We start from the raw sequence: 14,580 nt of genomic DNA on the forward strand, positions 1-14,580 counted from the left end.
ATACTATCATACCCTTAATAAACTTGAACAAAAAAGCTTTTACACACATACTCTAGCTAAGAATCAAAGGTGAACGAAAATGATACTTCGAAATACAACAAAAACTAAAATAATTAAAACATCAGTCAACTTTGGAAAAGGAATGTCTTTTCATCTCGATAAATCAGGGCAACCTATTAAGACTGAAAAAGGCATCAGAACTCACTCATATAGGCACGATAAAATAGAACCTAATTTTCCAGTGCTATATCACCCGACTCGCTTCACCGAATGCCAAGAAATGAACTTATTTTTAATGCACCGCTTTGAAGGTCATTTCAGTCTCAAAAAGAATCAAATAGACAATGAGGCTTTTAGTGACGCTTATCATGCCAGCCAACCGGGAAAGCCATTAGATGTTAAGTCTGTTTGCAGTATAGCTAAGCACTTAAAAGCTTTCTTAGATTGGTTGGATAAAGATGATGCATCCTATTTTGAAGTAATAGCTGCACCACTTTCAAAACAATCTGTAGATGATGATATTTCTAGGTTACCTGTGTGGAGATATCACAAACATTTATGTGAAAGAGTCGAAACCAAAGATAAGTCTAAACGCATAAGCTTTAACAGCGCTCAAGAACGAATTAGAGCTGTTAAAGCATTCTATATATGGAGCCATAAGCGCGGGGCTATAGATAGCCTCCCCTTCTCACTTGAATACAAACAGGTACGTATTAAATCGAAAGCTAAATCAAGTGTAAGTTCATTGTTTCAATTACCTACTAGCAACACACGTTCTGGAGGCTTATGGAAGTGGGTTAGTAATTTGAGCATTCCAAATACATTGAAACAAAAGGAAGACTCACCCGAAAAAGATCTACAACCATATTCTCCAAAAGAACTTAAACAGTTGCTGGAGACGGATACGGCTCAAAAAGAGACTTATAAGCTTTATTTGCAATGTGCTTTGCTAGGTGGACTTCGTTCTTTTGAGATTTCAGCCATCGACCAGAAAGACCTTTTTGATCCTGATGAAAAAGAAAACGAGAAACGTATTCCAAAATTGAACATTGTACGAAAAGGACATAAGCCAGTGAGATTAACAATAGCGCGAGTTCTAATGAAGCTTTTGTACAATCACACTTTGACAATTCAAAATATGAAGCGACGTACCAAACATGAGACTAATCATGGTATGGACAATAGTGAACATCCGCTTCCTTTGTTTATGAATAGTTCAGGATCGCGGATAAGCGAAGATACACCGGGGAATACTATTTCCATAGTTAGAAAAGAACAAAGGAAGCAGGGATTAGAAATACTATTACGCACATTCCATGACTTACGCGCTACCTTTGCTACTTATGTCGCTAAATACCTAATTGACAAAGGTGAATCGGAGAGTTCCATCAGACAGACACTAATGACCTTGATGAGTCACGAAAGTTTTAAAACAACCAAACGTTACATCGACTTTGCCAAAAGTGTAGCAGTGGATGCATACGGAGCAATGTCAGAGTGGGTGAAAGATATCTACGGTGATGTTGACGAATTACTGATGCGTGAGGCTGAAGATGCAGCAGCAAGTTAAAACGCGGAAGTCCAATCGTATTCCTGCTAGATTTAAACCTCATTCAATTGTTCTAGCCAAACAGTTAGACGTTTTATTTAACAGGGCATATGACAAAGAAAACAATATTAGCGCAGATGACGACACTGCTATTTCAATGAGTCGCTTGCGGAATGCTTGTGTCAGTTTACAACATACTCTTCCTCTAGCCCTTAATAAGGTTAGTACAGATACTGCGACATCAATTCAAACTTCGGGATTAAATGCTCTATCAGACTTTGAAATTTGGCAAGAACTGGAATACTTTTGCATTAATGAAATAAATGATGTCAAGCTACCTAGTTATGCTACTCGTATAGAAGAAGCCTTAGAAAACTTAGCTAAGTTTCATTTTTATGATAACGCTATCAACGCTCCTTTTAGGCTAGTAAATGGGGCTACTTCAATCGACATAACTAAATTATTCGAACTTGAATTCCATCAAGTAAAAGAGATTCGTAAATTACTAAATAAATATCTGGACTATCTCGTCCTTCCAGAATTAAGCCTCAAAGATTCTTCTATTAGGGACAATATCCTCAAAACTGCGACAGCTATTATAAATCTTTGTCTACATGATACTTTTAAGAATACTGAACGCGTCAAACTGCCATTATTGGCAACATTACAGGATAGGGAATTCGTTTCATCATTTATATGCAATCACAACTTCCGTACTTTTTTAAAATTTATACTACCCGATGTGTGGGGTAAAGCTAGAGTCAATCAATTTAAAACTGAAGCCGAAGTAATAGGGTATGCACAAAGCATATCATCCAAATTTGGCAATGAAGTTGATGCTTTTTTGAAAAATCAGATAGCAAGCGCTTCGGAAGCTAATACAACAAGAGTTAGATCCTCAACTTTATCATTTCCAAGGTGGTTGAATAGTGCTGGTAGCGTAGCATCACCAATAATTAAGCTGCTTAGTGAGCGTGGAATTCAAGGGTTTGCAGAAAATGGCCTTCAGGGATTTAAATACCTTTATAAGCATTACCAAGAAGAAACTCAAAATAACCAGCAGTTTTTACTGCTACTAAACGCTGCATTGGACCTTTACCACTTTGTTACGGGTGAAAAAATCGCAAAGGAAAGTTTATTACCCTACTCATTGGGCTATTACCTTAAAGAAAGTGACACTACCGAATGGCAGAAGCATGAGTGGGTATATGACAATGCCTATAAATTTTATCAAAACCTAGTCGAATACCATAAAGTTTTTACAAAGCGAATTGATGGCGAGAGCATAGGTATCGTCACTCTCAAAGGTTACATAGGTAGTATGGCTAGAGCATTGAAAGAAAATGCATCATCATTAACAGATGAACAAATGAAGCTTATTGCCAGTCATGGGGTTCATGCTTTTGTTGAAAATAACTGTGAGATACTAAAGGCTATAAGAGAGGCAATTCAACTAAAATCAAAACAAGGCGATTTGTCGGTTTTTGTTGGTAATCAATATCAGAGCGCTATCGACAAATTACTATCGTTTTATGGTCTAGATACTATTAAAAGCTTTCCGGTCAACACCGAATTAACTGCACAACATCAAGAGCAACTATCTCAGAATCAAGATAAACTCTACTCATATAGAGAAGTAGTAGAATTAGCATATTACATAGAAAAAGGGCTTTCTGAGACCTTACTCACAATTAAAGACAAAGTTACACTTTATGCAGCAAAAGTCATATTGAAAACTGGTTGGAATTCAACTCCTACGCTAGAGCTTGATACTGACGACTTATTTTTCTTTAACACGCCATTACATTCAAGTAAAACTCCTGCTCTTCGTTTATTTAAACGCCGAGCTAATTATCAAACTCAATGGCATAAATTTGAAATTAAAGCCGAAGATCTAGAAAAAGAAGGCGTCTTATACGGCGACGTTGTCGAACCAGTAATATTTGATATTAAGGCTGCGACTAGACTTACGTCTATTTACCGCCCTTCTATTGAGAACCTATCAAAAAGAATTTTTGTTTTTCCCAAAGTAAATAGTATTGGAGAAGTAAAGATTCAATTATTAACAGCATCACGTTTCAAGACCTCTATAGATAGGATATTGACTGAGCTTGGGTGTGATATCGTATTTAATTCGCAAAAGATCAGAAAATCAGGGCTTAACTACATTTACCGAAAAGTTGCCAAAGAATTTAAGTGGTATCAAAAAGCTGGCAAGCACTCTTATGAAACGTTCTTGCGTCATTATTTAATGCAAGATAACAAAGATGTTGCAATGACAATCAACAGAGCGACAAAAACAATGGCAGACTATTTTGTTCGCGATGTTACCGACAAAGTAATCATTTTGCAGACTCCACCAGAAGACGGTAAAAAAGTCCCGAATGGCACATGCATTAACTCAAAAGATAAATCCGCAGTAGTGGCATTCGAATCTCAAAACAGGAAATTATTAGACCAGCGAGATACAAACGAGCATGCATGTGCCGACTTTAACGCATGCTTGTGGTGTCCGTTCTATCGCTGTGTTGCTGACGCATTGCATGTTTGGAAACTTTTGTCATACCGGGATTTTGTTGTTGCTGATATGGAAAACTCAGCCGCAACATTTGACTCTGTAACAGAGCAACTGGAAAACATAGAGCAGTTGAAAAATAGAGTTAACGAAATATTAACTGATATTGCCAAGCTTAATGCTCAAGCTGTGATTGATGGAAAAGAATTATTGAGAACAGAGGGTATTCATCCTCATTGGAAAAACACAGGTTTGCTATGACCAAAGAGATAACTAAAACAAAACTACTTGATATCGCTGTTGTAAAAACACATACAGGTCAAATCACTATAAAACCTTTGGTTCAGGTGTTAGAAGATTTTAAAGTTGATGATACTAGCGCTTTTAATTCGATTGCTTTGTGGGAAAACAGAGCATTGAATATTGCTAAACATGGCACTATTCACTTTGGCGATGACACTTGGATAAGCTATGAAGAAACGCAAAGAAATGTGAATTTTAAAGGTGTTGATGAATTAGCATATCAAATTCGAATTTATTCACTAATTAAACTCACACATGGTGATGTTGTAGGCGGTAAACCTCTAAAAATCTCTACACTTCAAAATGATGTAACGTATCTAAATTTAATTGCAGCCTTCTTAAGACAAAGAGGTTATCACTCATTTCATGAGTTGGAGTTCAAATCTGACTTAGTTATTAGGAATCTCATAAAAGACTATTTATATGAAGTCGGGAAAATAGCTATTTACAGACAATCACACTCATTTACTAAACTATTTGACGTGCAACGAAGCTTTCGTCTTTTTGGCCCTAAGGTGTGTAGTGTTTTTATTGATGTGCTTAACCAACTAAACGAGTTACACCATCCGAGACCAGTCACTTATTCGCACCCTGTCATTCCTACTAAAGTAATGAAAAAAATTCTGAAGTTTGCAGAAAAAATAGTTGAAAACTCTAAGGATAAGATAGAACGATGGCTAGAATTAAATGCACGCTTAATAGATAGTTTACATGAAGGCTCCATTGAACCACCGCCCAAAATGAATACAGGTGAGCTAATAGCAAAACATGTAAGAAACTTACCCAATGAAGAGGAATTCATTCAATTATCCGAAGAATTAGAAGATTTAAAATTAGCCACATACATTAATATCTTGGCCTATACAGGTATGAGATATAACGAAGTACTTACATGCAAGGTTGGCTGTGCCAATTACAAAGATGATATTTATTACATTACGGCAATTATGACCAAAACCGACAACAGTAAGGTTGAGATGGAATGGTTTTCAAACGCTGAAGTACATGAGTGTGTTGGTATTTACGAAAAATATGTGATCGGTATGCAAGAAAGGGCAAAAGCTGTACTTTCTTCATGCAGAGCCAATATAACAAGTAGTCAAGCACACAATTTGAAAGAAGGGTTAGAAAGAAACCGTCTTTTCGGGGTTTCACATAGTAGCTGTAGTGTTAGTTTTAGCGATGCTGGGCGATTCACAAAATTTGAGGTTAAAAACAGTGAAAACATTGAGCTTTTTGACTTAACTCTAGACGATGATGATATAGCAGAGCTTGAACGCCTTGAATCTAACTACAAAGAAGTTAGAGGAGAGAATAGAGGTGTCCCATACGAAGAAGGCGATACGTTTAGATTAACCGCTCACATGTTTCGACATACGTTGGCCTACTTTGTCATTGCCAATAAATTAGGTGAGCTTGATGATATTAGATATCAATTTAAACATTTAACTAGCCTAATGACGTTTGTTTATACTCGAAGAGCATTTTTGGCCTCAACAACTTTAATTAAAACTACTGAAGAGTTTAATGAGATTTTAATTGACCGTGTTGCAGAAGAGTTAATAGATGAAGCCGAGTCACAATCACTTAAAGGTGGTGCTGGTGAGCAAATTAATAAAACATCTAAAGATCTGATAATAGGTATTACTGATAGTCAAAGTAAAGATTCGACTGTGATTAAGCAGATCCATTTCAGTTCAATTGAAGAACTGAAAAAATTTCTCGTCAAAAATATTAAAAACATACGTGGCTTACCTACGGGGTACTGCACTGCGGGAGAAGCTTGCAAGATAAAAGGAGCAGGAATCCCTAGTGGCTGTGTGTATTGTGGTAGTAAAATCATTACCAAACGCCACAAGGTCAATTGGCAAATAATAAAAAAAGAAGCAACGCAGAAACTAGAGGCATATGCGGCATTAACCAAAGAAGAGCAAGAAGATTACGAGCTATTTGCTATTCACTGGAAAAATAATATAGCAGCAGCTGACTATGTATTAGATGAAGGCAAAGCGCATACAAACCAAGGAGAACAAGCATGAGTAGCGCATACGATGATATAAAACGTGCTTTTGAAGAGATGAAATCTGATGGCAGCAAGATAACCAAAAATGCAGTAGCAACGAGAGCTAAAAGAAATATTGCAAATCTATCTAAAGAAGAAGAAAAATGGGTAAAGTTACGAGAAAATATTGAAAAAGCTCAATTAACTTGGGAAGAAAAAAATAAAGATAATTTAATAAAACAACTCAGAACAAAGGTAGCCGAACTAAAAAGCAAGCTTGCTAAAGAAAAGCAAAAAAACGAGATTGACCCTAAGGAAATCGATAAGGATTTTGAAAAGCTACTGGTGCGATTACAAGAAATGTACGCTGAAATAGATAAGCTCAAACTGATTAATGCTGATTTAAAAAATCAACTTCAGCACTCAGGGCAACATACAGAAATAAGAGTGGATACGTCTACTGGTGAAATTATTGAATTAGTTTCAACGAAACAATAGATTAGATGTAGTAGCTCATATCTCATCTTACAGTTTTGTTGATTAGGTTTAGACTTCACCTGACAGGCAGCAAGAGCGAACAAGAGACGGTCAGAGTGATCTGGATATGTGAACTTAATTCTACAAAGCGGACGCTTAGCGACCCCGTTCATGCAATAAAATTGAGTTTAGGCAATCCGCATTAATTGTATAATGATGTCTCTGCTTCTAAAGAGTATGTTTATGAGAACCATTGGAAAACTGGCAAAAGATTTAGATATCAATGTTGAAACGATCCGCTTTTATGAGCGCCAAGGTTTAATAGAGCAGCCTCCAAAACCCGAATCAGGTTATCGAAAGTATGACGAGACACACGCTAATCAACTCAAATTTATTCTGAAAGCTAAAGCATTAGGGTTTACGCTGAAAGAAATTGAATCACTGATGTCACTAAGTAGCAGTTGCGCTGATATAGAATCGATGGGATTGCAAAAACTTAATCTCATCCGTAATAAAATTGCTGATTTACAGCGGTTAGAGAAAGTAATTCAAGATATGACAGATTCTTGCAAGGCCAATCAAGACCCTCAATCCTGCCCGGTAATAAATTCACTTAAATAGCTATTGACCCCGTACTTATGTACGGAGTTTATACTACCTTAAAAATTGAGGTAGATAGTTATGATCAATAAAATTCTAGATAAAGTAGGTTCTGGTGGCGTTTGGCTAGCCGCCCTTAGTTGCACAGCATGTTTTCCTGCGCTCGGCTCATTGGCATCTGCGCTTGGGTTAGGTTTTCTTTCACATTTTGAAGGGATAGCGGTGAACACCTTATTGCCATTATTTGCTTCACTAGCGTTGTTAGTTAATTTCTATAATTGGTATCAACATCGAGAGTCATTAAGAGGCATTTTAAGTGTCATTGGCCCAATTGCAGTATTGCTGACCCTTTATCCTTTATGGCAATACGACTGGAGCACTTACTTATTTTACTTTGGGATCATTTGGATGGTCGTAATGTCTATTTTAGATATTGTTAAGCCCATTAAGGAACCAGTATGCAAGGTATAGAATTAAAATCTAAGATAACTTGCCCTGAATGTGGATTTAGCAAAGTTGAAACCATGCCTACAAACGCTTGCCAATGGTATTACGAATGCGAAAGCTGTAAAGCACTACTTAAACCGTTCAAAGGTGATTGTTGCGTTTACTGCTCTTATGGAACAGTTAAGTGTCCTCCTATTCAAGAAGGCAATGCATGTTGCTCAGGTAAGTAGCCTAGTATTCGGTGGTTCTGTGCCAACCAAGTAATATCTTAAATGCGATTGCGATTAACACTAAACCACCAAATAGTTCAGCTTTAGACTCCAGCCATACGCCACTTCTTTCGCCGATATTCACACCAATCTAGCTAAAGGCAAACGTCGTGACGCCTATTATCAAGCAAGCTACGGCTATGTCTACCTCAAGCAATGTGATTGCATAACCTGCCGCCATTGCATCAATACTGGCGGCAATAGCAAGAACAAATAGCACACGATGAGTAACATTAGCAATATCTTCTTCAATTCCTTCAGATTGGGACTCATAAATCATTTTTGCCACCGATAAATAATAGCAAAATAAAAGCTATCCAAGGTGCATAATCTTCAATCCAAGATGATCATCCTTTACCGCTGTAATAGCCTAAAAGAGGTATAAAGCCTTGGAAAAATCCAAAATAAGCAACGGCTTTAATAAAGAGTTTTTCAGCATTTGCTACTTTTTTAGAACCTAAGCCTATGGATACTGCAAACACGTCCATACTGAGTGCTATAGCTAATACAAATACTTCAAACAAATCGATTAAACCTGAATAAAATTGTTATAAGATTACGTGACGTATAATTAGTTACTTGACTGATGTTAAACACCTAAGGTTTGCTGACAGTTGCTCAATTATCGAAGCCTTATTTTTACACCAAATTTCAGCCAGATATTCAGTAACAGTGCCAACACTTGAAGGAAACAGAATATTCCCCGCCACTTTGGCGAAAGGGCCATCAGTTTCGAGTAAAATCCTATCTTGAGGTATCCACGATATTACTTTTTTAGCTCTGGCTGAAGTAAGCATGGCTGGCCCAATAGAAAAGAAACAGCCTAGCTCGACGGCTTCTAGAACTTGCTTCTTAGTACCTAAAAACCAATGAAGAATAGAAGTACCAGCATCGGGGTATAACTTAAGTTGTTCAAGTACTTCACCTGTCGCATTAAGACTATGGATAGTTAATATTTTGTTATCAAAGCCTTCACATTTTTTCAAAATATGCGTAAAAACCTCTAATTGATCATCAAAGTAATCAGCATAACCTTTTGAGCCATCCAGCCCAATTTCTCCAATATATCTAGTTCTATCAACTAGCTTATCGAATAGAGGTAGTTCATTTTTCCTTAAATGAGCAAGTTGAGGGTGCAGACCCAAAGCCGTTTTACAGTGTTTTATGTCACTTGTTAACTGGACAGTACCTTCAAAAGCTGACGGCACCGTAGTTACTGATAGCACGTAATAATTACTGCTTTTTATGTCGTTCAATACCTCTTGATAATCTGGATATAAATCAACATGGCAATGAAGATCCATCATGATGATTTATCCGCTTGGAGAAATAATTCAACCTCTGCCAATCCTCGCTTAATAGTTGATTCTAATTTTTCTCGTATATCTTTTTCTTGTGGTATTGGTCCTGACTTTCGAAGCCAAGAACGATAGTTATCTGATTGTTTCAATCTAATAATGGCAGTTTGAACCGCTTGGAGATCATCGCGAGTATCTTTTTCTTTAATAAGACCTCTCAACCGCTTTGTCTTGTATGGCGCATCTTGTGTAAAACCAGCATGAAAAACTGACGCTCTTCGAATAAGGCAAGGTACACAATGCCCACACTGTTTATGCTCTCTGTGCCAATGACTACAAGAAACACTCAGAGGAACTGCTTTTCTAATTGCGTCTTGATCAACACATTCCGCTAACATTTCACCTTTAGTTTTGAATTGATAGGGGTTTACAAATTTGACATGAAACCCAGTGTCTCTAAGCAAAGATTCAAGCCTGCTTAGAAAATTAGGATGAGTAGTTCTAGTACTATGGCTACCAATCCGTCTTCTGGTAAGCGGTGGATTTATAGAAATATAGCCATTCTCAGGGACGACAATAGTTTCAATACTGCTATCGCAATTAGCATTTCTTAAGGCTGATATACCAAGTACCGCCATAGCTAGGAAGTTGAAGCTTCTTCCCCTCATGCTAATGTCAGTTTTACCTTCTAACTGCTTGATAATATGAGGAGACATTGAATAGGACAATTCGCCGAATGGCGGGGACAATAATTGCTTAATATCTTCCTGTTTTGCGCCATCACCACGATAAGCGTGACTAACCAAAAGCGGTTTTAAGGCTGACTCTCCGTTTAAAATGTCAATTGCACCAACTGCGCTATCAAGACCTCCTGAAAAAAGGCAGACTGAGTTGAGTCCAATTAATGATTTTGCTTTTGCTTTCGCTTGCTCACTTGTTTTAGGAGTCGGCATCGGCATAGTTGTTTTTTCAAAAGTAAACTGCCATTGATCGCCCGTTAGAAAGTTGAGCAAAGAACTTAGTTCAGGCTCAACAGTATTCCACATATCCTCATCGGTAACAGGAACATGCAAGTGCATTTTTCTAGCCCATGCATTTTCTGCATTATCCCTCAATTCAAATGTATCAGCGGCGGTAACGGCGGTTGCAATTGTTATCAGATCTATTGCATCAGCATCTACATGCAATCCTAAATCACGAACTGTTTGTAGTAGTTGTTTTGACACTAAGCTGTGCTTAGTGATGTCATTTTGATGCGTGTGAAACATTTGGACAGGATGACAGTCTTCAGAAAAATCAGGCAAGTTAGCTGGGTCATGGTTAAAATAAAAATTAGTCATCAAAACTCTCCCATTCATCCACTGTCATTGCAATTGCATCAGCTTGAATTTTAGTAATATTTTCCTTGCTAATAGTACTAGGGTTGCCATTAGTTACTTTGTCTAACTGCTCTTGTGTGATCACTTTTATTAATTCCCTTAATTCTACTTCCATTTGATGATGCTTACTTGCAGGCTCAACATGAAACCAAGCTCTGCCCATGCCTTCAACCACATCCTGAAAAATAAGATCTGTTAAATAACAGCCTATGGCTTCTTGAATAACTTCGTCAGTAAAACTGTTTGGGTCAAATTCTTCTGTATCGGGTAATGCTTCCTCTAGTGCGTAATCCAACGCAACTCTTACAGCATCCGAATCGGCATTATCAGGTGCCAAATGACTAGCAATTTTGTCAATTGCTTGGTCAGTCGATAACCCAGTTAGATCACCTAATGATAAGCTTTGATTATTAACCGTTACGGTGTCGCCACGCATGACACCAAGCAATCCAGAACCAGCCGTTATACCGCTTGCTAGTCTCCGGCTTGTGCTTTTACCTCCGCCAGAGCCTTTTCTAGAGTAACTTTTTAATGAACGCCTTAGATCTGAGGTTGAGCCACCTGTTTGTGCATATTTACCAAATGCTCTTCTGGCGCTGGCAAACCTATTTGGAGGTGGCGTTGCTGTTGGCGAACCACCGATTTCTTGTTGAACCTTGTCATTGTCAATATCGTTGGTATGGTCATTCTGATCATCAGATTGATTGTTATCAGAACCAGTTTGATCATCCCCATCAGTACCTGATGCAGGCTCTATTGTGACGGGATCTCCTTGCTCTGCCCAAGATGGAATTAGCGGACTCTTGTTATTCGGTCCTGTAGACGATGCGGACGTACCCATATTACTTAATTCCCTCTAGTTCTTTTAAGATTGGATTGAGCCACCTTTGACGAGGCAAGCTTTTTAAGAATGTAAGAAGACTTAAGCAACATTTATCATCCTGCTTGGCAAGTAACACGGCTCCATAGATGCCTGTTGGTTTTTCGGTCCAATCACCAATCAACTTAAAGTTTTCAATCAAACCATCCATGACTGACATGTACTCTTCCTTCGGAGTTGTGGTAATCGCAGTAGAGTTAACGCCACTGACCCTTACCTTTTGCTTCATTAATTCTTCTACAAGTTTTTGAGCAGCTCCCGACATTACCGCATTAACAGCACCCATTGGAATGCTTTCTCGGCTAAGGTATGCCGCTGGGGTCAAATCCATCTCAGTAAACATTGGAGGTAATTTTGACCATTTATCAATAAAAGCTAGGTCGAGTTTCCACTCTTCAGGTAACTTTATTTCATCAAATTCAACTTCTGAATTTTCGAGATCCGCTAAAACTTTTGGATATCCGTTTTCCTTATCAATTAATTCATAAAGCTTGTTAGTAGCCTGAGTGCCTAAGCACCTCTCAAAAATTACCAGCTTAGTGATAGTTTTCTCGTCAAGCTGCATTCCTCGACGGTGAGCCGTTTTCTTTCTCATCTTAACTTGATTGAGTAATCGCTTAACTATGCGAGGGTTACCGTTAATGTTTGTGGATTCAGCTAATAGTGGAGCTAACTGTTCAGCAACTACAAATTTGCTTCTGAGTCCTGAATGCTTTTCGATATCGTGATCCTGAAGAAGCTCATCAACGGTAATTTGTGGTTGTTTCCAAGAAAGCCTTAATGATTCTTCAAGGGCACATCTTATCGCTTCTAACTGAGCATCTGTCACTCCGTGGTCTTGAGCGGTGAGCATCATTAAATATGCCCTTATCTCAAGAACACCGGGCCTTGGTACATGCACAGGAATTTGAATAAGCTTGTCTAAATAATCAGTTTGATGTCGTTGAGATGCACCTTTGTGATATTCAGGTACTGCCAAACGGATCATGTCTTCATCGGCGGCAATGACAAATGCGGTATTTGGTAAAAATAGAAATAATCTGATCGCCTCAAGTGTTGAAATGGCATTAAATGGAGAGCAGCGATCTAAATTATCGACATAGACAATAAGTGGCTTATCAAACTCCTTTAACAGATCAGAATATGCTTTTCGGAATTCTTTAATTTCTTTAGGAGGTGAGAATGATTTCTTATCTTTGATCAAACCTTTGTTTTTCTTCGCAACATCCTTAGCGCCATCGACAGCACCTTTTACATCATCAACATCAAGTTCACCATCGTCACCACCACTGAATAGTCCCATGATCTTCTGTATACCACCCATAGTCGGTATACCAGCTAATGCTGCACCACCATCCATTAGCAGTCCCATCAGTCTGATCTTATCTATTCGTCCAGCAAACTCTATTGCTTTTGCACTTAGATTTTTATCGTCTGCTGCTTTTTTTACTAAAGTAGATGCAATTGTTTCTAATAGCGCTGCTTTAGCGTCATCGTATCCTTGGAAAGTCCATGCATCGAAATGCACTTGTATATATTCTTGTTCATCAGTTTCCAAAGATGCTTTGGTAAGTTCAAGAATCGTGGATTTTCCAGCGCCCCAATCACCAAAGACACCTATACTAATAGGCATTAATTCCTTTTCAGTGATAAGATCTTTAATCGACTCAGCCGTTTCATTAAAGTTTAAGAAGTCAATTTTTGACTCTTTATCAGACCACATAACATCTCCTTTTATTTATTATTTTTTTGTTCCATTCTTTCAATAGTTCGATGAACCGTCGGGCGGCTAACAGAATATTTCTTCGCTAATGCAGAGATCGATTCACCATTTAATTTATCTTTATATAATTCTTTCGCTTGTTTGTCTGATAAAGCAGGCAACCTACCCATATGTTTGCCTTTAGCCTTCGCTTCTTCGCGACCTTCTGCGGTTCTGGCTTTTATAAGATCCCGCTCAAGTTGAGCGAATACTCCACATAGGTTGATCATGGCGGTGGCAAACGGATTATCATTTTTAGTATTGAGAGAGCCGTCGATAATATTTAAACAAGCCCCCTTTTTGTGGATACTTTCAATAGCCTCAAGAATAGACTTTAATGATCGGCCTAGCCGATCAAGGCGAGTAACAATTACCTCATCACCCTCCCTGATAAAATCGATGAGTTCCTTTAGCTTTTCTTCATTTCTAATGGAAGCACCTGACTGTTTTCCTTGAAATATTTTTTCACAGCCATGAGCGTCCAACTTGGACAGTTGAATATTTAAATCTTGCTCTTTAGTTGAGACTCTTGCAAAACCAACTTTCATATGTACGAAACCTGTAACTTTCGTACATCTTAACAATCAAGTGAACGAAAGTACATTAAATAAATTTCGTACATGAACGTAATAAAATATAGTTATTCGTACACAACACGGATAGAAAATGAATGACAATTCTAACTATCAAGTGACTTAATTATTCCACACGCTTCAATGGTGTTTTCAGTTGTACACAAACTTGCCATTTGTTGAAGCTCAGCTTTTAGTGCTTTGAGTTCTCTCATTCGATTGTTAACTAAGGCCAATTGTTGAGCAATGAGCTTATTAACACTTGCACAGCTTTCTTCTGGCTTATTTTTCAGTTCCATAAGGCGTTTAACATCTGTTAGAGGGATATCCAAACTTCGGCAATGCTTTATAAACTCTAATTCTTTTAAAGCCCGTTCACCGTATAACCTGTAATTCCCTTCAGTACGTTCAGGAGTTGAAAGCAACCCTTCTTTCTCGTAATACCGAATTGTTTGTATCGAACACCCTGTCGTTTTTGAAAGTTCACCTATCTTCATAAAACTTTAGTCCTAAATCTTGACTCTATA

At 37.9% G+C, this 14,580-nt stretch carries 13 protein-coding genes and 1 pseudogene; 7 read left to right on the forward strand and 7 right to left on the reverse strand.

Translation table 11 applies throughout. The features are described 5' to 3' along the window. Nucleotides 1–79 precede the first annotated feature (79 nt). The 7 genes from H3302_RS12745 (at nt 80) to H3302_RS19840 (ending at nt 8,123) form a co-directional block, all read left to right on the forward strand. Nucleotides 80–1,570: a site-specific integrase gene (locus tag H3302_RS12745; protein ID WP_016708217.1), complete on the forward strand. Its 1,491-nt coding sequence runs from the start codon at nt 80–82 to the stop codon at nt 1,568–1,570. After that, entirely contained in the window at nt 1,554–4,325 is a 2,772-nt protein-coding gene (locus H3302_RS12750; protein WP_074988938.1) for a hypothetical protein, read from the forward strand. The genes H3302_RS12745 and H3302_RS12750 overlap by 17 nt, the downstream gene beginning before the upstream one ends. Beyond that, a complete protein-coding gene (locus H3302_RS12755) occupies nt 4,322–6,406 on the forward strand; it encodes a hypothetical protein (protein WP_130049666.1) in 2,085 nt (694 codons plus the stop codon). The genes H3302_RS12750 and H3302_RS12755 overlap by 4 nt, the downstream gene beginning before the upstream one ends. Next, nucleotides 6,403–6,867: a hypothetical protein gene (locus H3302_RS12760; RefSeq protein WP_016708220.1), complete on the forward strand. Its 465-nt coding sequence runs from the start codon at nt 6,403–6,405 to the stop codon at nt 6,865–6,867. Before H3302_RS12755 ends, H3302_RS12760 begins: the two co-directional genes overlap by 4 nt. 222 nt (nt 6,868–7,089) lie before the next feature. Then, a complete protein-coding gene (locus tag H3302_RS12765) occupies nt 7,090–7,467 on the forward strand; it encodes a MerR family transcriptional regulator (RefSeq protein ID WP_016708221.1) in 378 nt (125 codons plus the stop codon). Between the two features lie 60 nt (nt 7,468–7,527). Further along, nucleotides 7,528–7,917 (forward strand): organomercurial transporter MerC, encoded by a 390-nt coding sequence (gene merC / locus H3302_RS12770; protein WP_016708222.1) that lies wholly within the window; start codon nt 7,528–7,530, stop codon nt 7,915–7,917. Then, nucleotides 7,905–8,123, forward strand: a complete 219-nt coding sequence (locus H3302_RS19840; RefSeq protein WP_062566147.1) for a GDCCVxC domain-containing (seleno)protein — start codon at nt 7,905–7,907, stop codon at nt 8,121–8,123. The genes merC and H3302_RS19840 overlap by 13 nt, the downstream gene beginning before the upstream one ends. 1 nt (nt 8,124) lies before the next feature. Here the strand turns inward: H3302_RS19840 and H3302_RS12775 are convergent. From H3302_RS12775 to cadR, 7 genes and pseudogenes are all read right to left on the reverse strand, one after another. Next, nucleotides 8,125–8,686 (reverse strand): annotated as a pseudogene (locus H3302_RS12775) (manganese efflux pump MntP family protein). Between the two features lie 51 nt (nt 8,687–8,737). Then, nucleotides 8,738–9,469 (reverse strand): Qat anti-phage system TatD family nuclease QatD, encoded by a 732-nt coding sequence (qatD, locus tag H3302_RS12780; RefSeq protein WP_062566148.1) that lies wholly within the window; start codon nt 9,467–9,469, stop codon nt 8,738–8,740. Further along, nucleotides 9,466–10,800 carry a Qat anti-phage system QueC-like protein QatC gene (gene qatC, locus H3302_RS12785; RefSeq protein ID WP_063702034.1) on the reverse strand — a complete coding sequence of 445 codons (1,335 nt, stop codon included), beginning with the start codon at nt 10,798–10,800 and terminating at the stop codon, nt 9,466–9,468. The genes qatD and qatC overlap by 4 nt, the downstream gene beginning before the upstream one ends. Then, a complete protein-coding gene (locus H3302_RS12790) occupies nt 10,793–11,680 on the reverse strand; it encodes a hypothetical protein (protein ID WP_016708226.1) in 888 nt (295 codons plus the stop codon). The genes qatC and H3302_RS12790 overlap by 8 nt, the downstream gene beginning before the upstream one ends. A gap of 1 nt (nt 11,681) precedes the next feature. Further along, nucleotides 11,682–13,442 carry a P-loop NTPase fold protein gene (locus H3302_RS12795; RefSeq protein ID WP_082079326.1) on the reverse strand — a complete coding sequence of 587 codons (1,761 nt, stop codon included), beginning with the start codon at nt 13,440–13,442 and terminating at the stop codon, nt 11,682–11,684. 11 nt (nt 13,443–13,453) lie between these two features. Continuing rightward, complete coding sequence (locus tag H3302_RS12800; RefSeq protein ID WP_062566150.1) at nt 13,454–14,029, reverse strand: recombinase family protein; 576 nt, start codon at nt 14,027–14,029, stop codon at nt 13,454–13,456. A 131-nt stretch (nt 14,030–14,160) separates the two neighbouring features. After that, nucleotides 14,161–14,550 carry a Cd(II)/Pb(II)-responsive transcriptional regulator gene (cadR, locus tag H3302_RS12805; protein WP_016708229.1) on the reverse strand — a complete coding sequence of 130 codons (390 nt, stop codon included), beginning with the start codon at nt 14,548–14,550 and terminating at the stop codon, nt 14,161–14,163. Nucleotides 14,551–14,580 lie beyond the last annotated feature (30 nt).

Source organism: Pseudoalteromonas sp. MT33b, assembly GCF_014117385.1.
Taxonomy (GTDB): domain Bacteria; phylum Pseudomonadota; class Gammaproteobacteria; order Enterobacterales; family Alteromonadaceae; genus Pseudoalteromonas; species Pseudoalteromonas lipolytica.

Bases quoted from the DNA above. Each gene is read 5' to 3' on its own strand.
- H3302_RS12745 (WP_016708217.1), top strand. From the start codon at position 80: ATGATACTTCGAAATACAACAAAAACTAAAATAATTAAAACATCAGTC.
- H3302_RS12750 (WP_074988938.1), top strand. From the start codon at position 1,554: ATGCAGCAGCAAGTTAAAACGCGGAAGTCCAATCGTATTCCTGCTAGA.
- H3302_RS12755 (WP_130049666.1), top strand. From the start codon at position 4,322: ATGACCAAAGAGATAACTAAAACAAAACTACTTGATATCGCTGTTGTA.
- H3302_RS12760 (WP_016708220.1), top strand. From the start codon at position 6,403: ATGAGTAGCGCATACGATGATATAAAACGTGCTTTTGAAGAGATGAAA.
- H3302_RS12765 (WP_016708221.1), top strand. From the start codon at position 7,090: ATGAGAACCATTGGAAAACTGGCAAAAGATTTAGATATCAATGTTGAA.
- merC (WP_016708222.1), top strand. From the start codon at position 7,528: ATGATCAATAAAATTCTAGATAAAGTAGGTTCTGGTGGCGTTTGGCTA.
- H3302_RS19840 (WP_062566147.1), top strand. From the start codon at position 7,905: ATGCAAGGTATAGAATTAAAATCTAAGATAACTTGCCCTGAATGTGGA.
- qatD (WP_062566148.1), bottom strand. From the start codon at position 9,469: ATGATGGATCTTCATTGCCATGTTGATTTATATCCAGATTATCAAGAG.
- qatC (WP_063702034.1), bottom strand. From the start codon at position 10,800: ATGACTAATTTTTATTTTAACCATGACCCAGCTAACTTGCCTGATTTT.
- H3302_RS12790 (WP_016708226.1), bottom strand. From the start codon at position 11,680: ATGGGTACGTCCGCATCGTCTACAGGACCGAATAACAAGAGTCCGCTA.
- H3302_RS12795 (WP_082079326.1), bottom strand. From the start codon at position 13,442: ATGTGGTCTGATAAAGAGTCAAAAATTGACTTCTTAAACTTTAATGAA.
- H3302_RS12800 (WP_062566150.1), bottom strand. From the start codon at position 14,029: ATGAAAGTTGGTTTTGCAAGAGTCTCAACTAAAGAGCAAGATTTAAAT.
- cadR (WP_016708229.1), bottom strand. From the start codon at position 14,550: ATGAAGATAGGTGAACTTTCAAAAACGACAGGGTGTTCGATACAAACA.